Genomic DNA, 17,618 nt, shown 5'->3' on the forward strand with positions numbered 1-17,618 from the left:
GCCGGCACGGCCAGCAGCGCCGCCGCTGCGCGCTGCAGGAAGCCGGCATCACTTTCGCCCTTCGGCGGCGCAATCCCCAGCGCCGCGGCCAGCCCGTGTGCCGTCGGCACCGCAAAGCGCGCCGGGTGCAGGAAGGCGAAGAGCTCGAGCAGATCGAGGCCGGACAATTCGCCAATCCCCAGCCGGCTCGCCGTCACCGGGGCATTCAGCAACAGGTGCGGGCTGTCGCCTGCGCGCGCCATCGCCTCGCCGCGCCCCGCACCGCGCACATGGCCATCGGCATCGGCGATCCACACCCCGGCATGGCTGGCCACCAGCGCCGGGATCGCCAATGGTGCGGCGTGGGTTTCAGTTGCGCTCATGAAGTTCAGTCGCCAGAGGAGGGCCGAACTCATTTGTTAGCCAAAAGCCATGACCATCACCACCGAAACCCTGCAAGCCGCCGCCCTTGAGAACAAGGCCTGGCCCTTCGAGGAAGCCCGCAAGATCCTGGCGCGCTATCCGGCCGGCGTGCCCGATGGCCATGCGGTGATCTTCGAGACGGGCTATGGTCCGTCGGGCCTGCCGCATATCGGCACCTTTGGCGAAGTTGTGCGCACCACCATGGTGCGCCGCGCCTTTGAAGCCATGGCGCCGGGTGTGAAGACGCGCCTGATCGCCTTTTCCGACGACATGGACGGACTGCGCAAGGTGCCGGACGGCATCCCCAATCCCGAAATGCTGCGCGAAGACCTGGGCAAGCCGCTGACCCAGGTGCGCGATCCGTTCGGCACCCATTCCAGCTTCGGCGCGCACAACAACGCCCGGCTGCGCGCCTTCCTTGATTCGTTCGGCTTCGACTATGAATTCATGTCGTCCACCGAATGCTACGCCAGCGGCATGTTCGATGCGACGTTGCTGAAGATTCTAGCGAATTACGACACCGTCACCGGCATCATTTTGCCGACGTTGGGCCCCGAACGCCGCGCCACCTATTCGCCGTTCCTTCCCGTCGATCCCATCTCCGGCCATGTCCTGCAGGTGCCCATCGTGGCGCGCGATGTGGCGGCCGGCACCGTCACCTACATCCGCCCCGGCACGGACGAGACGGTCACCGTCCCCGTCACCGGCGGCCATTGCAAGCTGCAGTGGAAAGTGGACTGGGCCATGCGCTGGCTGGCGCTGGGCGTCGATTATGAAATGGCCGGCAAGGATCTGATCGATTCGGTCATGCTCTCCGGCAAGATCGTGCGTGCGCTGGGCGGCAACCCGCCGGCCGGCTTCAATTACGAGCTGTTCCTCGATGGCGAGGGCGCCAAGATCAGCAAGTCCAAGGGCAACGGCCTGACCATCGAGCAGTGGCTGGATTATGGCCCGCCCGAGAGTCTCGCGCTCTACATGTTCCAGAGCCCGCGCAAGGCCAAGCGCCTGCATTACGACGTGATCCCGCGCGCCATCGAGGATTATGCCGATTTTCTGAGCCGCTATCCCGAACAGCCGCTGGAACAGCAGCTCGGCAACCCGGTGCACCATATCCACGAAGGCAAGCCGCCCGCCCACGCGCTGCCGGTGAGCTTCTCGCTGCTGCTGAACCTCGCCTCGGTGGCCGCCACCGATGATCCGGCGCGGCTATGGGGCTTCGTGAAGCGCTATGCCCCCGGCTCGTCCCCCGAAACGCACCCCATGCTCGACCGGCTGGTGCACCACGCCGCTGCCTATGCCCGCGATTTCGTGGTGCCCGGCCTGAAGCGCCGCGCCCCCACCGACGCCGAAGCCGCCGCCCTCAAGGACCTCGACGCGCGCCTCTCGGCCGTGGGCGAAGGGGCCGACGCCGAAGCCTACCAGTATGAAGTCTACGAAGCCGGCAAGGCCGCCGGCTACGAGAATCTGCGTGACTGGTTCAAAGCCCTCTACGAAATCCTCATCGGCAGCCAGAACGGCCCCCGCATGGGCGGCTTCATCGCGCTCTATGGCCTGGCGCAAAGCCGGGCGCTGATCGCCGACGCGCTGGCCTCCGCCTGAACCGCGGGTCAGCGCGGCGTCAGCGACGTGACCGCCATGCCCAGGTGCGTGGCGCGAAAAGCGTGCGGATATTTGAGGCCATAGCCCAGCAACCGGTCAAAACCGATATGGGCGGTCCAGATCGCCACCAGCGGCACCAGCGCCGGCGACCAGAACGCCAGAGCGGCGGCCAGCAGGGCCGGACCGATGGTGCTGTGCCCGGCGTTGTAGAGCATCGCACCGCGGCGGGGGCCAAGCAGATAGCCCAGCATCGACAGATCGGGCACGAGGAACAGCAGCGCGAACACCCCCCAATCGCCGCCAAGCTGGCGATAGGCGGCGACCGATACGGCCAGCAGGATCCCGCCTTCGATGCGCAGGATGGCATGGATCGCCGAGGCGTCGGCAACGGGCGGGCTGGTCTCGATGGGGGCAGTCGTCATGGGAAATCTCCTTTCCCGGCCCTTGTGCCAGAGCCCCGAGATGAAGATAATTGCCCATTACTCTTCATGGAATGTACGTTTTCTTATGCACATGGACGGGCTCGACTGGTCGATCGTGCGCAGCTTCGTGGCGCTGGCCAGGGAGGGCAGCCTGCTGAAAGCGGCGCGCCGTCTTGGCGTCACTCACCCGACCGTGCGCCGGCATCTCGACGAGCTGGAACGCGCTGCCGGCCAGCCGCTGTTCCTGCGCTCGCCGACGGGCTTGCGGCCAACGCCGCTGGCTCTGGCCATGCTGCCCGCCGCCGAAGCCATGGGCGCCGCCTTTGCCTATCTCGGGCGCTGCGCCACGGGCGGCGATCCAGTGCCCTCCGGCACGGTGCGCATCACGGCCAGCGAGATGATCAGCGCCGAAGTGCTGCCGCCCATTTTGGCCAGGCTGCGCGCGGATCAGCCGGCGATCACCTGCGAGATCAACGCCACCGACGCGGTGGAGGACCTGATGCGCCACGATGCCGACATCGCGGTGCGGATGACCCGGCCGCAACAGCCCGATCTGGTCGCGCGCCGCATCGCCCAGGTGGAGCTTGGTCTGTTCGCCGCCCCCGATTGGCTCACTGGCCGGTCACTGCCCGATACGCTGCCGGCGCTGGCCCAGTCTGGCCTGATCATTGGTGAAGACCGTGGCCACGCCATGCGCGACTGGTTCGCCAGCCTGGGCATCGCGCCCGACCAGCTGCACTATGCCTTGAAATCCGACAGCAGCCTCGTGCAGTTGGCCGGCGTCGCCGCCGGCATCGGTTGCGGCGTGGTCCAGCGACCGATCGCGGCGGCGCGCAGCTGGACACGGTTGTTACCCGAACTCGCGCTCAACCTGGATATCTGGTTGGCGGTCCACCCGGCCCAGCGCGACACGCCGCGGGTTCGCGCGGTCAGCGAGGCGCTGGCCAGCGGCCTGCAGGCCTATGCCAAGGCCACGTGAGGGTCGGCGACCTCAGGCCCGCCACTGGTGGCCAAAGGGTCGCTTTGGCGAGAAGCCGCGTGACGGTGGTTTCGCCGGTTCGTCCGCTGCCGGCGCCTCTGGCGCATCCGGCAGGAAGGCCTGGTGGACGTCGCGCCGCGCCGTCTCGGCGTCACGCCGCAGGCGGCGGGCTTCCCGGTCGCTCCACTCGCTGCTGACTTGAATGACGCCATAAAGGAAACCGACGATCAGTGGTGAAGCCAGCACCAGCAGGATGATGAGCAGTGGCTGCCAGTTGCCATTGGCGATCATTACCAACGCGACGATGGCGAGCAAGGGCACGCTGAACCACAGGATGAAGGTCTGAACGAACTTCCCCATCGGATGCCCCATCAAGCGCCGCGCCGGCGCGCGCGGTCAGATCCCCACCCCGCCATCGATCGTGTGCGTTGTCCCGGTAATCATCGCGGCGGTCGGGCTGGCGAGGTAGAGCACCAGCGATGCCACTTCGTCGGCCGTCGCGTGGCGCTTGATGGCCATGCCGGCGTGCATCATCTTGGCGAGCGGGCCGCCGGCGGGGTTCATGTCGGTGTCCACCGGGCCGGGCTGCACCACGTTAACGGTAATGCCGCGCGGGCCGAAATCGCGGGCGAGGCCGCGGCCGATGCCCTGCACGGCGGATTTGGACAGCGCGTAGGCAGTGGCGCCGGGCCAACCGACGCGATCGCCGTTCACCGATCCGATGATGATGATCCGGCCATTGTCCTGCATCAGGCGGCCGGCCTCGACGCTGGCGAAATAGGCGGCGCGCACGTTGATGTCGATCAGCCGGTCCACCGCGTCGGGGTCCAGGGTCAGCGGATCGCCCATGATCGCCACGCCGGCGTTGACGACCATGATGTCGAGCGCGCCGGCCGCCGCCACCGCCGCGATCAGCTCGTCGCGGTTGGCGCTGTCAGCCTTTACCGCCGTCGCGCCAGTTTCCGCCGCCACCGCCACTGCTGCATCCGGCGAGCCCGAATAGCTGAAGACCACCTTCGCCCCAGCGCTGGCAAACTGGCGCACGATGGCCGCCCCGATGCCGCGACTGCCACCGAGAACCATGACCGACTTGCCGGAAAAATCGCTCATCTGCGTCAACTCCACCTGCTGGGATTCATGCGCGGTTCTGGCATGACAATGCAGTATTGCCGACAAGCCCTGTTCCTCCAAGCCGGAAACCACATGAAACCTGTCCTTGCCGCCCTCGCCCTCCTGCTCGCCGGCCCGGCTTGCGCCGCGGCCATCGATGAGTTTCGCGCGGGCGACTGGCCTGCCGTTGTGCGTGACGGCCGCGCCGAAAACACGGTCGAAAGCCTGATCCTCGCCGGTCGCGCCCAATTGTCGATCGCCGGTTACCAAACCACCGACAAGGCCCGCGCCCTCGCCCTCGTCACTGCCGCCGAAGCCGATTTCGACAAGGCCCTCGCCCGCGACCCGGCCAACGTGCAGGCCCAGCTGCAAAAGGCCGTCGCCATCGGCTATCGCGCCCAGCTCACCCGCGCCGTCGGCCTGGCCAAGGACGTGCGCCGTCGCTTCGAAGCCATCCGCACCGCCCACCCCGACAACCAGCTGGCCTGGGGCGCGCTCGGCGGCTGGCACGGCGGCGCCGTCGCCACCGTGGGCAGCTTCATCGCCGGCACCGTGCTCGGCGCGAAGAAAGGCGAGATGGAACGCTGCTACGCCCAGGCGCTGAAATTGGCACCTGGCCTGCCCTCCACCCGCACCTTCTTTGCCATCACCCTGATGGACCTCGACGCCGGCAACGCCGCCCGCGCCGCCGCGCTGCTGAAAGGGCTGGACGCACTGCCGGCGGCTGATGGCTTCGAGGCGATGATGAAGCGCCAGGGGCTGGAACTGGCCGCCGCGCTGGCCAAGGGCGATGCATCCGCCGCGCAGGCGACGGCGCGGAAGTTGAAGGCATTTTCGCGGATTGTTTGAGGAAGAAGCGGTGCCTCCGGCGGGCAGGGACTCAGTCCCTGCACCCGTTCGATTCAGAGCGTGCCAGCTTCACAAGCGCACATCAGAGCCGCAGGCAATGAAGACAAGCCTGCGGCGCTGCCTTTGGATTCCTAGCGCAGGCCAAAAAACGAAAGTGGGTGCAGGGGCTCAGCCCCTGCCCGCGGCGGGTCCCATCGAAACTGAGTTTCGATGGGTGCCCTCGGAGGTCCTCTTAAGTTGCCCGCTTGGCCTTCTCCTCCAGCCCAGACACCCCCTCGCGGCGTTCCAGTTCGGCGCGCACGTCGTCGAACGACAGCCCGGCATCCGCCAGCAGCACCGCGAGGTGAAACATCAGGTCGGCGCTTTCGCTCACCAACCCGGCGCGATCATCGCTGATGGCGGCGATCACCACTTCCACCGCTTCCTCGCCCAGCTTCTGCGCCATCTTGGCCCGGCCCTTGCCGGTGAGTTTGGCAACATAGGAGGTGGCGGGATCGCCGCTGCGCCGTTCGACGATGGTGGCGAGCAGCTGGTCAAAGCGGTCCATGGAACACCTCGCGGACGGGCAGGCCGGCGCTGGCCAGGGCCGCGCGCGCCTGGGCCACGGTCACTTCGCCGAAGTGGAAGATGGAGGCTGCGAGCACGGCCGAAGCATGGCCTTCGGTGACCCCGGTGACAAGATCGTTGACGTTGCCGACGCCGCCGGAGGCGACAACGGGCACCGGCACCGCGTCGGCGATGGTGCGGGTCAGCGCCAGGTCGTAACCGGCCTTGGTGCCGTCGCGGTCCATGGAGGTGAGCAGGATCTCGCCGGCGCCCAGCCTGGCTGCTTCGATGGCGTAGGCGACGGCATCAATGCCGGTGGCCTTGCGGCCGCCGTGGGTGAAGATCTCCCACTTGCCGGGCGCGACGGCCTTGGCGTCCACCGCCACCACCACGCATTGTTCGCCAAAGCGCATGGCGAGTTCGCCGATCAGGGCGGGCCGCGCGACGGCGGCGCTGTTCACCGCCACCTTGTCGGCACCGGCCAAAAGGAGCGCGCGGGCATCGTCCACGCTACGCACGCCGCCGCCGACGGTCAGCGGCATGAAGCACTGATCGGCGGTGCGCTCGACGATATCGAGCAAAGTGCCGCGGTTCTCGTGAGAGGCGGTAATATCGAGAAAGCAGAGTTCGTCGGCGCCCGCGGCATCATAGGCCGCCGCGATCTGCACCGGATCGCCGGCATCGCGCAACGCCACGAAGTTGACGCCCTTGACCACGCGGCCATTGGCGACATCGAGGCAGGGGATGATGCGGACGGAGAGCGTCATTGTGCGACCGCGATTGCCTCGGCCAGATCGAGCCGGCCGTCGTAAAGCGCGCGGCCGGTGATGACGCCTTCGATGCCCGGCTTGTCCACCAGCGCGTGGATATCGGCGATGGAGGCCACGCCGCCCGAGGCGATCACCGACAGGCTGGTCGTGGCGGCCAGGGCCACGGTGGCTTCGACATTGACGCCCTTCAACAGGCCGTCGCGGCCGACATCGGTGAACAGCACGGCGGCGACGCCGGCATCCTCGAACTGCCGGGCCAGATCGGCCACCGGCAGCGTCGACACATCGGCCCAGCCGCGCGTCGCCACCAGGCCATCGCGGGCGTCCACCGCCACCACGATGCGTCCTGGATGATCGGCGGCGAGTCCGCGCACCAGGTCGGGATTTTCCAGCGCGGCGGTGCCCATCACCACGCGCCAGACGCCGGCCGCCAGCCAGGCTTCCACATGCGCCGCGGTGCGGATGCCACCGCCCACCTGGACCAGGCCGCCGCCAAAGCCCGAAAGCGCCGCCTTCACGCCGGCCGCATTGCGGCTGTCGCCAGCAAAGGCGCCATCCAGATCGACAACGTGCAGGTGCGTCGCGCCGGCGGCGCGGAACAGCGCGGCTTGGGCGGCGGGATCATCGGCATAGACGGTGGCGCGGTTCATGTCGCCTTCCGCCAGCCGCACGCACTGGCCGCCTTTCAGATCGATGGCCGGAAAGATGATCATGAGCGCAACCAGTTGGAGAGGAAGGCAAGCCCATAGGACTGGCTCTTTTCCGGGTGGAACTGCACGCCGGTGATGTGCCCGCGCTTGACGATGGCCGGGAAACGCCCGCCGTGATCGGACACCGCCTGCACATCGGCCGGATCGTCGGGCGTGAATGCATAGCTGTGCACAAAATAGGCATCACCCGACGGCACCGGCGCGCCGTTCACCGCGTCCACCCGGTTCCAGCCCATGTGCGGGATCTTCAGCGCCGGGTCCGACGGCGACAGTCGCTCGACCTTGCCTGGCAGCCAGCCCAGCCCCTTGTGCACGCCATGCTCATGGCCTTCGCTGGCCAGCAACTGCATGCCGACACAAATGCCCAGGAATGGCACGCCACGGCTGTGGACGGCCTCGTTCATCGCCGCCTCGATGCCGGTGCGTTCCCGGAGCTGGCTTATGCACTGCGCAAAGGCGCCAACACCCGGCAGCACGATGCGGCTGGCGCCGGCAATCACCGCCGGATCATCGGTGACGACAACGCGCGCGCCCGCGCGCTCCAGCGCCCGCGCCGCGGAGCGCAGGTTGCCGGCGCCATAATCAACCAGCGCAACCGTGTCAGGCACCGCCCCCAGAGCCTCCCAACGTGCCCTTTGTCGACGGGATGGCGTCACTCTTGCGCGGATCAATGGCGACGGCCGCGCGCAGCGCCCGCGCCAGCCCCTTGAAGCAGCTTTCGGCGATATGGTGATTGTTGACGCCATAAAGCGTCTCGATGTGCAGCGTGATCCTGGCCGAACCGGCGAAGGCGGCAAAGAATTCCTTGAACATCTCGGTGTCGAGCGTGCCCAGTTTCGGCTGGCTGAACGATGTGCGCCACACGAGGTAAGGCCGGCCCGAAATGTCGAGCGCCACCCGGGTCAGTGTTTCGTCCATCGGAATCAGCGCGTCGCCATAGCGGGTGATGCCGCGCCGGTCGCCCAGCGCCTTGGCCACGGCTTCGCCCAACGCAATGCCGGTATCTTCCGTGGTGTGGTGGCCATCGATGTGCAGATCGCCCGTGGTCTTGACGGTGAGATCAATCAGGCTGTGGCGCGACAGCTGTTCCAGCATGTGATCAAGGAAACCGATGCCAGTCGACACGTCATAGGTGCCGCTGCCGTCAAGGTTCACATGCACCTCGACCTGGGTTTCCTTGGTCACGCGGGAAATGCTTGCCGTGCGCGCTGTCATGAGCCTGCTCCTTGGGCGAGAGCGCCTAGAGCATTGCGGCTTGGGCGGCAAGTTTGCAGGACCCCTTGCGGCATCGGGGGCAAGCGGTGCAGGTTGCGAACATGAACAGTAATGGTGGCACGCTTCGGCTGGCCGTGTTGATTGATGGCGAAAATATTCCGGCCAAGGATGCCGGCCCATTGTTTGCGCAAGTTGCCAAATTGGGGAATCCGATCATTCGACGGGTCTATGGTGATTTCACCAAGGGCAATTTCAAGGACTGGCCGAAAATTATTGACCAGCATGGTGGCAAAGCCGAGCAGAGCGGTCATACTTCAACAGGGAAGAGTGCCAGCGATATCGCTCTCGTCGTGGATGCGATGGATTTCCTGCATAAGCGGTTAGTCGACGGCTTCTGTATCGTGACGGGTGATGGCGACTTCACCAGCTTTGCCAAACGGGCACGCGAGGAAGGGTTCAAAGTCTATTGCTTTGCGCATGGCAAAGCTGCCGAATCCCTGAAGGCGGCCTGCGACAGCTTCTTCTCATTGGCCAAGAGCACCCCAAAGACCGCCAAGACGAACCTGGCTAAACCGGCTGCACAGAAGCCTGCGGTTCCTAAGCCTCAAAAGCCGAGACAGCCGGATCTCGCGCGCCCGTGGATCAAGGATGCCCTTCCCACAGACGGAAACCAGTGGATGACGCTAAGTGCTCTAGGCCAAGCGCTTGGTGAGAAGCACAAGGGTTACCTTAAGAAGACCGGGTGCAGTTCATTGAAAAAGATACTGAAATCACTACCCGACCAATTTGAAATGGGACTGGCCGCCGACGGCAAGACCGAGCAAGTCCGCCGCCGCGCCTAACCCGCCTGCGCCGTCGTCTGCCGCTCCACCCTTGCGGCTTCTTCCTTCTGCGAAATGGTCGAGCGCAGCTTGATGAGGTTGGAAAGCGTCGCGTACCAGAAGGGCGCGCCCAGTGAGAGCAGCGAGATCGACAGGCTCATGCCGAGCAGTTGCAGCAGCAGTGCAAAGCTGAGCGGTTCCCAGCGCGCGGCCCAGGCCTTCAGATCCTGCGGCCACGACACCAGTTCCAGCCGCGTGGCCTCGGCCAGGCCCATGCAATCGGCATAGGCATCAAGGCCGCGCGACGCGCTGGGGCCGGCCAGATGTTGGCGCGCGCAGGTCATGGCCTGTGTCTCGCCAGCCGCCGAGCCCGCCTGCGGCGGCGCGAAGTCGCCTTTCTCCATCGACGCGACGGCCGATGCCACCACCTTGTCGCGCAGCGCGCTATCGGCGTTCAGCCGCGCCATCAGGTCGAACGTGTCGAGATGCAGCACCACCACCAACGCGATGCTGAACATCGCTGTCCAAGTGCGCACCCGTGATGTGTAGGCCGCGTCCACCCGGTCGATCGTCTGATCGAACCAGCCGACCAGCTTGGCCATGAAATCCTTGCCCGGCCCGGCCATGAACGCCTCCAGGATCGCCTTGCTGGCGCGTTGGCTGCTCGACCAGTCGGGGTTCTGCAGTTCCAGATTGGCGATGCGGGTGCGGATGCGCTGCAACAAATCCTTGGGGTCGGTCAGGCCCAGATCGGCCAGCATCGCCTTGATCCGGGCGCGGGCGTCCTTCACCGCCTGCAGCTCGTCGGGCGTGTCATCCTGCGCCACGAAATCCAGCAGCAGCCGCACGAATTCCTCGCGCTGCACCACGCCGCTGCGCGGGCGCTGTTCGGCCGCCGGGTTGGACAGGCGCTTGAGTACCCAGGTCGCCAGACCGGTGCGCGGCGCCGACAGCAGCGGATCGCGCAGGATGCGGCCGACGATCACGCCGGCATGCGCCTCCAGCCCCGGCAGGATGCGCACCAGCAGATCCGACAGGCCGCGCTCCAGCGCTTCGCCCTTCAGGTTGCGCATGTAGATGGGGATGGCCTGCACCATAGCCGTCACCGCCAGCGCGATCACCAGCATCGTGAAGGCAAAGCCGATCATCACATCAAGATAGTGCAGCATGGCGTCATCCCCCCGGATGGAAGCCACATGATAACCTTGGTTAGCCGCCGACGCACCCCCTTTTACTCTGCTGCGCATGTCCTACATGGAGGCCAACGAAAGGTCCCCCCGATGAGTGAACTCCCCCAATTTCACGGCACCACCATCGTGTCCGTCCGCAAGGGCGGCCAGGTTGTCGTTGCCGGCGATGGCCAGGTGACGATGGGCCAGACGGTGATGAAACCCAATGCCAGGAAAGTCCGCCGGCTCGGCTCCAAGGGTGACGTGATCGGCGGCTTCGCCGGCGCCACCGCCGATGCCTTCACCCTGTTCGAACGGCTGGAGGCCAAGCTGGAACGCCATCCCGGCCAGCTGATGCGCGCCGCGGTGGAACTCGCCAAGGATTGGCGCACCGATCGCTATCTGCGCCGCCTGGAAGCCATGATGATCGTGGCCGATGCCCAGGTGACGCTGGTGATCACCGGCAATGGCGACGTGCTGGAACCGGTGGGCGGCATTGCCGCCATCGGTTCAGGCGGCAATTTCGCGCTGGCCGCCGCCCGCGCGCTCGCCGATTCCGAGCACAGCGCCGAAGCCATTGCGCGGCGCGCCATGAAGATCGCCGCCGATCTGTGCGTCTATACCAACGAAGAATTGACCCTGGAGGCGATTGACCTGTGAGCGCCGACCTGACCCCCCGCGAAATCGTCTCGGCTCTCGATCGGCACATCATCGGCCAGGACGACGCCAAGCGCGCCGTTGCCGTTGCCTTGCGCAACCGCTGGCGCCGACAGCAGCTGCCGGACGATCTGCGCGATGAAGTGGTGCCCAAGAATATCCTGATGATCGGCCCCACCGGCTGCGGCAAGACCGAGATCAGCCGCCGGCTGGCCAAGCTGGCCAACGCGCCCTTCATCAAGGTGGAAGCCACCAAATTCACCGAAGTCGGCTATGTCGGCCGCGACGTCGACTCGATCATCCGCGACCTGGTCGAGGAATCGATCCGCCTCGTCCGCGAAACCCGCCGCGCCGCCGTGAAGGACAAGGCCGAAGACGCCGCGCTCGCCCGCCTGCTCGATGCACTGGTGGGCAAGGATGCCAGCGAAGCCACGCGCCTCGCCTTCCGCCAGCGCTTCGAAGCCGGCGACCTGAAAGGCCGCGAAGTGGAGATCGAAGTGGCCGAAGCCCCGCCCAGCTTCGAAATGCCCGGCATGCAGCCCGGCCAGGTCGGCATGATCAACCTGTCCGACATGATGGCCAAGGCGATGGGCGGCCGCACCAAGCGCCGCAAGATGAAGGTGGAGGCCGCCTGGGACGCCCTGCTCGCCGAAGAATCGGACAAGCGGCTCGACGACGAGGACATCCAGCGCGAAGCCGTGCGCAACGCCGAAGCCAACGGCATCGTGTTCCTGGACGAGGTGGACAAGATCGCCGTGAGTGACGTGCGCGGCGGCTCGGTCAGCCGCGAAGGCGTGCAGCGCGATCTGCTGCCGCTGATCGAAGGCACCACCGTCGCCACCAAATATGGCCCGGTGAAGACCGACCATGTCCTCTTCATCGCATCCGGCGCCTTCCACGTCGCCAAGCCGTCGGACCTGCTGCCCGAACTGCAAGGCCGCCTGCCGATCCGCGTCGAGCTGAAAGGCCTGACCGAAGACGATTTCCGCCGCATCCTCTCCGACACCGATGCCAGCCTGATCCGCCAATACGCCGCCCTGCTCGCCACCGAAGGCGTGACGCTGACGATCACCCCCGACGGCATCGACGCCATCGCCCGCACCGCCGCCCAGGTGAACGAAACGGTCGAAAACATCGGCGCCCGCCGGCTGCACACGGTGATGGAAAAGCTGCTGGAATCCGTCAGCTTCGACGCCAGCGACCGTGGCGGCGACACGGTGACGGTGGACGCGGCCTATGTGGCCAAGGAACTCGGCGACATCGCGGGGAACCGGGATTTGTCGAAATATATACTTTGATGCCTCCGGCGGGCAGGGACTCGGTCCCTGCACCCGTTCGATGTCGAGCGCGCCTGTTCTGCAAGCGCACACCAGCGCCGCAGGCTATGAGAAATAGCCTGCGGCGCTGCCCTGTCCATTAGAGCGCCGCCCAAAAACGAAAGTGGGTGCAGGGGCTCAGCCCCTGCCCGCCGGAGGCCCCCTTACTTCTTCTTCGCAGCAACCTTCTTCTTCGGCGCCGCCTTCTTCGCCGGCGCCTTCTTGCCCTTCTTGGCCGGCGCGGCGGCGGCGCGGGCGGCCAGCAGGGCCACGGCTTCGCCCAGCGTGAAGGCGGTGGGTTCGGCGCCCTTGGGCAGGGTAGCGTTGGTAGTGCCGTCGCTCACATAGGGGCCATAGCGCCCGGCCAGCACGCGCACATTCGCGCCGGATTCCGGATGCGCGCCCAGTTCGGCCAGGGCGGTGGCGGCGCCGCGTTGTGGGCGGCCACCGTTGGCCTTGGCAGCGGCGGCTTCAGCCAGTTTCACCACGGCGGCGTTCATGCCGATTTCAAACACTTCGGCCGTGTTTTGCAGCCGGCCATAGGCGCCGTTGTGCGCCAGGTAGGGGCCATAGCGGCCGATGCTGGCGGTGATGGGTTCGCCGGTTTCCGGGTGCGGGCCGATGGTGCGCGGCAGGTTGAGCAATTTCACCGCCCATTCCAGGTCCTCCGGCCCGCTGATCGTCACATCCTTGGGGATGGAGGCGCGGGCCGGCTTGTCGCCTTCACCGCGCTGCACGAAGCGGCCAAAGCGGCCCGAGCGCACGCTGATCGGCTCGCCGGTGTCGGGATCATTGCCCAGTTCCAGCGGGCCGTCGTTGGCCGCGCCTTCGCTGGCAAAGGGCCGCGTGTATTTGCATTCGGGGTAGTTGGAGCAGGCGACGAACGCCCCGAACCGCCCGGTCTTCAGGCTCAGCCGCCCCGCCGCGCACTTCGGGCACAGGCGCGGGTCCGCGCCGTCGCCCTTGTCCGGAAACAGGAACGGCGCCAGATATTCGTCCAGCGCGGCGGTCACGTCCGACGGCCGCTGCTCCATGATCTCGGCGGTCTTGGGCTGGAAATCCGCCCAGAACGCCCGCAGCAATTCCAGGTAGCTGGCATCGCCGGCCGACACATCGTCCAGCTGGTTCTCCAGCCCGGCGGTATAATCATATTCGACATAACGGCCGAAGAAGCGCTCCAGGAACGCCGTGACCAGCCGGCCCTTCTCCTCCGCGAAGAAGCGGTTCTTCTCCACCCGCACATAGGCGCGGTCGCGCAACGTCTGCAGGATGGAGGCATAGGTGGACGGCCGCCCTATGCCGAGCTCCTCCAGCTTCTTGACCAATGTGGCTTCCGAAAACCGCGCGGGCGGCTCGGTAAAGCTCTGGATCGCCTCCACGGTCTTGGAGGCGCAGCGATCGCCGCCGGCCAGCCGAGGCAGACGGGCGCCGTCCTCGTCATCTTCCGCCGGCTCATCCCGCCCTTCGGTATAGAGCGTCAGAAACCCCGGCGTGACCACCACCTGGCCGGTGGCCTTCAACCCGTGGCGGCCATCATCATCGAACAGTTCAACCGTGGTGCGCTCCAGCCGGGCGCTGGCCATCTGGCTGGCCACCGTGCGGTTCCAGATCAGCGCATACAGCCGCTCTGCATCGCTGTCCCCACGCCCCGGCCGGCGCGAGAAATCGGTCGGGCGAATGGCTTCGTGCGCTTCCTGGGCGTTCTTCGCCTTGGTGGCATAAAAACGCGGCTTTTCGGGCAGCACTTCGGGCTTGCTGCCATAATCACGCGCGATCAGGTCGCGCACGGCGGCCATGGCTTCGCCGGCGATCTGCACGCCGTCGGTCCGCATGTAGGTGATGTGGCCATCTTCATACAGGTTCTGTGCCACCCGCATGGTGTGGCTGGCGGTGAAGCCCAGCCGGCGCGCGGCCTCCTGTTGCAGGGTCGATGTGGTGAACGGCGGCGCCGGGTTGCGGCTGACCGGTTTGGTCTCCACGGTGCGCACGGTAAAGCCTTTCTTCTCAATGGCTTCCCGCGCAGCATTGGCCGCAGCATTGGTCAGATCAAACTGGCCCAGTTTCTTGCCGTCCAGCACCGCCAGCCTTGCCCGGAAGGTGGCGCCGTTGGGGGAGATCATCTCGGCATCGACCCGCCAATATTCCCGCGCCACATGCGCTTCGATCTCGCGTTCGCGCTCCACCACCAGGCGCAGCGCCACCGATTGCACGCGGCCCGCGCTCTTGGCGCCGGGCAGCTTGCGCCACAGCACGGGGGACAGGGTGAAACCCACCAGATAATCCAGCGCGCGCCGCGCCAGATAGGCATCGATCAACGGCTGATCGAGATCGCGCGGCGCCTGCATGGCGCGCGTGACGGCTGTCTTGGTGATTTCATTGAACGTCACCCGCCGCGCGCCGCCGGCTGGCAACGCCTTCTTGGCCTTCAACACCTCCAGCAAATGCCACGAAATCGCCTCGCCCTCGCGATCAGGGTCGGTGGCCAGGATGACCTGGGTGCTGCGCTTGGCCGCGTCCGAAATCGCCTTCAACTGCTTGGCCCGGTCGGCCGAGACTTCCCACTCCATGGCGAAATCATGCCCTGGGTCCACCGATCCATCGCGCGGCGGCAGATCGCGCACATGCCCGAAACTGGCGAGCACCTCATACTCACTGCCCAGATATTTGTTGATGGTCTTCGCCTTGGCCGGCGATTCAACGATGACAAGCTGCATTAGAGTCCCTCACGTATACGCGCGAGGGTGGGGGGCCGAAGCGAGGGGCGTCAAGGGGCGAGGGGACGCAGGGCTAAGCGCTTCAACGAGACTGCGGTATACTCGACAACTGGAATGAAGCTCGTAAAACAAAGGCGTTCTATGAGGTTGTATCATTTCATCAGTAGGCAACATGCGCTTGAAGCTATCCGCTTACGGCGGGTTAAGATTGCGCGTATTGACCAGTTAAATGACCCTTTCGAGTTGCTATCTGGCATGCAGGGAAACTGGCTGTCTAGATCCTCCTTAAATTTGGTGAGAGAGGTAGTGGCGAATCAGTTCGGCATAGTCTGTTTTAGCAAAGGTTGGCAAAACCCGGTCATGTGGGGACACTATGCCAGTAATCATACTGGTTTATGTCTTGGGTTTGATGTTGATGAATCAATCGCAATGCCTATCACATATATTTCCAAGCGATTATCATTTGACGAATTATTTACTAGAAAAATGACGAAAGAAGAAATCTCCCGAATTTCAAATATATATATGACGACAAAATTTTCTCACTGGCGATATGAAAACGAAGTGAGAATTACGGCAATTCTCGACCCTAGCGGTGATGATATTCAATTCTCCTACTTTTGTGATCAAGTAAAGTTGAGATCTGTGCACGTAGGGGTGAGGTCAGACATTACGAGATCAGCAATTTTCGATGCATTGGGATCGGATTTTAGGGATGAAGTAAAAGTGGTGAACACACGGTTGGCTTTTAGAAGCTTTAAGATCGTTACACAGAGAAACAGAAATCTCTGGAAGTAGGTCAAGTGGCTTGACTCTGATTGGCCAAAGCTTCCACCACGCTTGGCAAATGGGTCATGCGACCTGGCTGTGCTCAACCGTTACCACGGCGTGCACGGGTTCCACGAATTCCACCTTGCACGCCTTGCCATCGCCATAGACCGCGACCACCACGCCCTCCGCTCCTGCCGGGATGGTGATGCCATCGGTCACGACGTCCACACGCAACCGCACCGTATCGAGTTCGCCGGGCGTGGCCCTGTGTTGGGCGGGGAAATGGGCGATATTCATGGGTAATTTATACTATGGATGGCGTTGTGAGGCCAAATGTGGGCGGGGCCCATTTTTGGCAAGCATGGGACTTGCCGTGCAACGCCATCGGCACTATGTTATACAAATTGACATTTTGTTGGACAAGTTGGTATGAGCAATCCGCAGACCAAAGGTGGCAGCAGGCCCGGTACGGGGACGGCCGGTGGCTGGGTGAAGCGGGATGCTTCCACCGGCGAAATCATTGCGAAAGGCACCACCCGCTTCGAAGCCGTGATGGCGGCTGCGGATCGGTCTGGCCTGCTCCACGGCAAAGGCGGGCGGATTGGGGGGCGGATCAGCCCGGAACTGATCGCCAAGGCCAAGGCGCAAACCGGGATCGAGGCCGATACCGATCTGATTGAATTTGCCCTGGCCAATATCGCGGTGGAGGATCGCTTTGCCGAAGCCTTCAAGGCTGTGCGCGGCGCTGTGGATGCTGATCTGAACCTCGGCTTCTGACCGTGGCCGGCTTTGATATCGATGCGGCGCTACGCTGGGCGCGCCTCGATCCCCGCCGGCCGCTGGAGCGCCGGCCCGATGCCGATCTGCCCTTGGTGACGGCGGCGGATGTGGCGGGATCGCCGCTGTTGCTTGATACGTGTGTGTATATCCACCAGTTGCAGGGCCGATTGCCCGAACTAATCGCGCAGTTGATCGAGGTCCGCCAGATCAACCACAGTAGCATCGCCCTACAGGAATTGCTGCACACGGTGGGCGTGCTGAATCCCGCCGATGCCCGCACTCAGGCTGCGGTGGCGGCCATTCGGACGCTGGTGCAGGCCATGCCCGACCACCGGCTGTTCACGCCAGATGCCGATGTGCTGGGCCGTGCCGCGCTGTTGGCGGGGATATTGTGCCGGTTGCAGGGCTATGGCCGGGATGGCCGTTTGCGGGCGTTGATGGATGCGACTTTGTTTCTGCAGGCGCACAAGCTGGGGCTGACGGTGCTGACCGCGAATCTGCGCGATTTCGATTATCTGCAGCAACTTATGCCCACGGGGCGTGTGCTGTTCTACCGCTGAACCCTCACCCCAACGCCACCCGCGCCCCGGCGTGGCGGACCAGCGCCCCTTCCAATTCCAGGTCCAGCAGCACGCTGGCCACTTGCGCGGGGGGCAGTTTGGTGAGGCGGATGAGATCGTCGATGGGCACGGCCGTGGGGGAGAGCAGGGCGAGCAGCGCCGCGCGGGCGGCCGGATCGGGCGTGGCGGCGGGGGTGGGCAGCGGCTCGGCGACGTTCAGCGGGAGCG

Annotated in this window: 21 protein-coding genes and 1 pseudogene; 9 read left to right on the forward strand and 13 right to left on the reverse strand. The window is 65.1% G+C overall.

Annotated features, from left to right (window positions below):
• A pseudogene (locus GJ693_RS07140) lies at window positions 1–362 on the reverse strand (ATP-dependent DNA helicase); the annotation flags it as partial.
• Between the two features lie 49 nt (window positions 363–411).
• On the opposite strand from GJ693_RS07140, the gene GJ693_RS07145 reads away from it, so the two are divergent.
• Entirely contained in the window at window positions 412–2,001 is a 1,590-nt protein-coding gene (locus GJ693_RS07145) for a lysine--tRNA ligase (RefSeq protein WP_156255635.1), read from the forward strand.
• 8 nt (window positions 2,002–2,009) lie between these two features.
• Here GJ693_RS07145 and GJ693_RS07150 read toward each other — a convergent pair whose 3' ends face one another.
• The gene (locus GJ693_RS07150) at window positions 2,010–2,423 is read right to left on the reverse strand and encodes a DUF4260 domain-containing protein (RefSeq protein WP_156255636.1); all 414 of its coding nucleotides are present in this window, start codon (window positions 2,421–2,423) and stop codon (window positions 2,010–2,012) included.
• A gap of 91 nt (window positions 2,424–2,514) precedes the next feature.
• Between GJ693_RS07150 and GJ693_RS07155 the strand changes: the two genes are divergently transcribed.
• Complete coding sequence (locus GJ693_RS07155; RefSeq protein WP_197042033.1) at window positions 2,515–3,402, forward strand: LysR family transcriptional regulator; 888 nt, start codon at window positions 2,515–2,517, stop codon at window positions 3,400–3,402.
• A 12-nt stretch (window positions 3,403–3,414) separates the two neighbouring features.
• On the opposite strand, the gene GJ693_RS07160 is transcribed toward GJ693_RS07155, so the two are convergent.
• Window positions 3,415–3,762, reverse strand: coding sequence for a hypothetical protein (locus GJ693_RS07160; protein ID WP_156255638.1), 348 nt, complete (start codon window positions 3,760–3,762; stop codon window positions 3,415–3,417).
• A 36-nt stretch (window positions 3,763–3,798) separates the two neighbouring features.
• On the reverse strand, window positions 3,799–4,512 hold the full coding sequence (gene bdcA, locus GJ693_RS07165) for an SDR family oxidoreductase (protein ID WP_156255639.1): 714 nt from the start codon (window positions 4,510–4,512) through the stop codon (window positions 3,799–3,801).
• A gap of 93 nt (window positions 4,513–4,605) precedes the next feature.
• Here bdcA and GJ693_RS07170 point away from each other — a divergent pair, with 93 nt between their 5' ends.
• The gene (locus GJ693_RS07170) at window positions 4,606–5,361 is read left to right on the forward strand and encodes a hypothetical protein (RefSeq protein ID WP_156255640.1); all 756 of its coding nucleotides are present in this window, start codon (window positions 4,606–4,608) and stop codon (window positions 5,359–5,361) included.
• Between the two features lie 232 nt (window positions 5,362–5,593).
• Here GJ693_RS07170 and GJ693_RS07175 read toward each other — a convergent pair whose 3' ends face one another.
• The 5 genes from GJ693_RS07175 to hisB are packed head-to-tail and all read right to left on the reverse strand — an operon-like array spanning window position 5,594 to window position 8,602.
• The gene (locus GJ693_RS07175; protein WP_156255641.1) at window positions 5,594–5,908 is read right to left on the reverse strand and encodes a phosphoribosyl-ATP diphosphatase; all 315 of its coding nucleotides are present in this window, start codon (window positions 5,906–5,908) and stop codon (window positions 5,594–5,596) included.
• Window positions 5,895–6,674 (reverse strand): imidazole glycerol phosphate synthase subunit HisF, encoded by a 780-nt coding sequence (gene hisF / locus GJ693_RS07180; RefSeq protein ID WP_156255642.1) that lies wholly within the window; start codon window positions 6,672–6,674, stop codon window positions 5,895–5,897. The genes GJ693_RS07175 and hisF overlap by 14 nt, the downstream gene beginning before the upstream one ends.
• Window positions 6,671–7,390, reverse strand: a complete 720-nt coding sequence (gene hisA, locus GJ693_RS07185) for a 1-(5-phosphoribosyl)-5-[(5-phosphoribosylamino)methylideneamino]imidazole-4-carboxamide isomerase (protein WP_156255643.1) — start codon at window positions 7,388–7,390, stop codon at window positions 6,671–6,673. The genes hisF and hisA overlap by 4 nt, the downstream gene beginning before the upstream one ends.
• Window positions 7,387–7,995 (reverse strand): imidazole glycerol phosphate synthase subunit HisH, encoded by a 609-nt coding sequence (gene hisH, locus GJ693_RS07190; protein WP_156255644.1) that lies wholly within the window; start codon window positions 7,993–7,995, stop codon window positions 7,387–7,389. The genes hisA and hisH overlap by 4 nt, the downstream gene beginning before the upstream one ends.
• Window positions 7,988–8,602 (reverse strand): imidazoleglycerol-phosphate dehydratase HisB, encoded by a 615-nt coding sequence (hisB, locus tag GJ693_RS07195; protein WP_156255645.1) that lies wholly within the window; start codon window positions 8,600–8,602, stop codon window positions 7,988–7,990. The genes hisH and hisB overlap by 8 nt, the downstream gene beginning before the upstream one ends.
• 101 nt (window positions 8,603–8,703) lie before the next feature.
• Here hisB and GJ693_RS07200 point away from each other — a divergent pair, with 101 nt between their 5' ends.
• Window positions 8,704–9,444 (forward strand): NYN domain-containing protein, encoded by a 741-nt coding sequence (locus GJ693_RS07200; protein ID WP_156255646.1) that lies wholly within the window; start codon window positions 8,704–8,706, stop codon window positions 9,442–9,444.
• On the opposite strand, the gene GJ693_RS07205 is transcribed toward GJ693_RS07200, so the two are convergent.
• Window positions 9,441–10,592: a hypothetical protein gene (locus GJ693_RS07205; protein ID WP_156255647.1), complete on the reverse strand. Its 1,152-nt coding sequence runs from the start codon at window positions 10,590–10,592 to the stop codon at window positions 9,441–9,443. The two genes, GJ693_RS07200 and GJ693_RS07205, sit on opposite strands and share 4 nt — an antisense overlap.
• Before the next feature lie 111 nt (window positions 10,593–10,703).
• On the opposite strand from GJ693_RS07205, the gene hslV reads away from it, so the two are divergent.
• Window positions 10,704–11,252, forward strand: coding sequence for an ATP-dependent protease subunit HslV (hslV, locus tag GJ693_RS07210; RefSeq protein WP_156255648.1), 549 nt, complete (start codon window positions 10,704–10,706; stop codon window positions 11,250–11,252).
• Complete coding sequence (gene hslU, locus GJ693_RS07215) at window positions 11,249–12,547, forward strand: ATP-dependent protease ATPase subunit HslU (protein WP_156255649.1); 1,299 nt, start codon at window positions 11,249–11,251, stop codon at window positions 12,545–12,547. Before hslV ends, hslU begins: the two co-directional genes overlap by 4 nt.
• A 182-nt stretch (window positions 12,548–12,729) precedes the next feature.
• Here hslU and topA read toward each other — a convergent pair whose 3' ends face one another.
• Window positions 12,730–15,279, reverse strand: a complete 2,550-nt coding sequence (gene topA, locus GJ693_RS07220; protein ID WP_156255650.1) for a type I DNA topoisomerase — start codon at window positions 15,277–15,279, stop codon at window positions 12,730–12,732.
• Window positions 15,280–15,639: 360 nt separating this feature from the next.
• Between topA and GJ693_RS17715 the strand changes: the two genes are divergently transcribed.
• Complete coding sequence (locus GJ693_RS17715; protein WP_408014551.1) at window positions 15,640–16,077, forward strand: DUF2971 domain-containing protein; 438 nt, start codon at window positions 15,640–15,642, stop codon at window positions 16,075–16,077.
• A gap of 54 nt (window positions 16,078–16,131) precedes the next feature.
• Here GJ693_RS17715 and GJ693_RS07230 read toward each other — a convergent pair whose 3' ends face one another.
• Window positions 16,132–16,347: a DUF4926 domain-containing protein gene (locus GJ693_RS07230; protein ID WP_156255652.1), complete on the reverse strand. Its 216-nt coding sequence runs from the start codon at window positions 16,345–16,347 to the stop codon at window positions 16,132–16,134.
• A 132-nt stretch (window positions 16,348–16,479) separates the two neighbouring features.
• On the opposite strand from GJ693_RS07230, the gene GJ693_RS17475 reads away from it, so the two are divergent.
• On the forward strand, window positions 16,480–16,827 hold the full coding sequence (locus GJ693_RS17475; protein WP_235902715.1) for a hypothetical protein: 348 nt from the start codon (window positions 16,480–16,482) through the stop codon (window positions 16,825–16,827).
• A 2-nt stretch (window positions 16,828–16,829) separates the two neighbouring features.
• The gene (locus tag GJ693_RS07240; protein ID WP_156255653.1) at window positions 16,830–17,390 is read left to right on the forward strand and encodes a type II toxin-antitoxin system VapC family toxin; all 561 of its coding nucleotides are present in this window, start codon (window positions 16,830–16,832) and stop codon (window positions 17,388–17,390) included.
• Window positions 17,391–17,394: 4 nt separating this feature from the next.
• Here the strand turns inward: GJ693_RS07240 and GJ693_RS16830 are convergent.
• Window positions 17,395–17,618 (reverse strand): DprA-like winged helix domain-containing protein (locus tag GJ693_RS16830; RefSeq protein WP_456238819.1); only part of this gene is annotated, 224 nt, incomplete at its 5' end.

It is taken from the genome of Sandarakinorhabdus oryzae (genome assembly GCF_009733735.1).
In the GTDB taxonomy this organism is placed as follows: domain Bacteria; phylum Pseudomonadota; class Alphaproteobacteria; order Sphingomonadales; family Sphingomonadaceae; genus Sandarakinorhabdus; species Sandarakinorhabdus oryzae.

Coding starts and splice junctions, on each gene's coding strand:
- GJ693_RS07145 (WP_156255635.1), top strand. CDS start 412: ATGACCATCACCACCGAAACCCTGCAAGCCGCCGCCCTTGAGAACAAG.
- GJ693_RS07150 (WP_156255636.1), bottom strand. CDS start 2,423: ATGACGACTGCCCCCATCGAGACCAGCCCGCCCGTTGCCGACGCCTCG.
- GJ693_RS07155 (WP_197042033.1), top strand. CDS start 2,515: ATGGACGGGCTCGACTGGTCGATCGTGCGCAGCTTCGTGGCGCTGGCC.
- GJ693_RS07160 (WP_156255638.1), bottom strand. CDS start 3,762: ATGGGGAAGTTCGTTCAGACCTTCATCCTGTGGTTCAGCGTGCCCTTG.
- bdcA (WP_156255639.1), bottom strand. CDS start 4,512: ATGAGCGATTTTTCCGGCAAGTCGGTCATGGTTCTCGGTGGCAGTCGC.
- GJ693_RS07170 (WP_156255640.1), top strand. CDS start 4,606: ATGAAACCTGTCCTTGCCGCCCTCGCCCTCCTGCTCGCCGGCCCGGCT.
- GJ693_RS07175 (WP_156255641.1), bottom strand. CDS start 5,908: ATGGACCGCTTTGACCAGCTGCTCGCCACCATCGTCGAACGGCGCAGC.
- hisF (WP_156255642.1), bottom strand. CDS start 6,674: ATGACGCTCTCCGTCCGCATCATCCCCTGCCTCGATGTCGCCAATGGC.
- hisA (WP_156255643.1), bottom strand. CDS start 7,390: ATGATCATCTTTCCGGCCATCGATCTGAAAGGCGGCCAGTGCGTGCGG.
- hisB (WP_156255645.1), bottom strand. CDS start 8,602: ATGACAGCGCGCACGGCAAGCATTTCCCGCGTGACCAAGGAAACCCAG.
- GJ693_RS07200 (WP_156255646.1), top strand. CDS start 8,704: ATGAACAGTAATGGTGGCACGCTTCGGCTGGCCGTGTTGATTGATGGC.
- GJ693_RS07205 (WP_156255647.1), bottom strand. CDS start 10,592: ATGCTGCACTATCTTGATGTGATGATCGGCTTTGCCTTCACGATGCTG.
- hslV (WP_156255648.1), top strand. CDS start 10,704: ATGAGTGAACTCCCCCAATTTCACGGCACCACCATCGTGTCCGTCCGC.
- topA (WP_156255650.1), bottom strand. CDS start 15,279: ATGCAGCTTGTCATCGTTGAATCGCCGGCCAAGGCGAAGACCATCAAC.
- GJ693_RS17715 (WP_408014551.1), top strand. CDS start 15,640: ATGTGGGGACACTATGCCAGTAATCATACTGGTTTATGTCTTGGGTTT.
- GJ693_RS07230 (WP_156255652.1), bottom strand. CDS start 16,347: ATGAATATCGCCCATTTCCCCGCCCAACACAGGGCCACGCCCGGCGAA.
- GJ693_RS17475 (WP_235902715.1), top strand. CDS start 16,480: ATGAGCAATCCGCAGACCAAAGGTGGCAGCAGGCCCGGTACGGGGACG.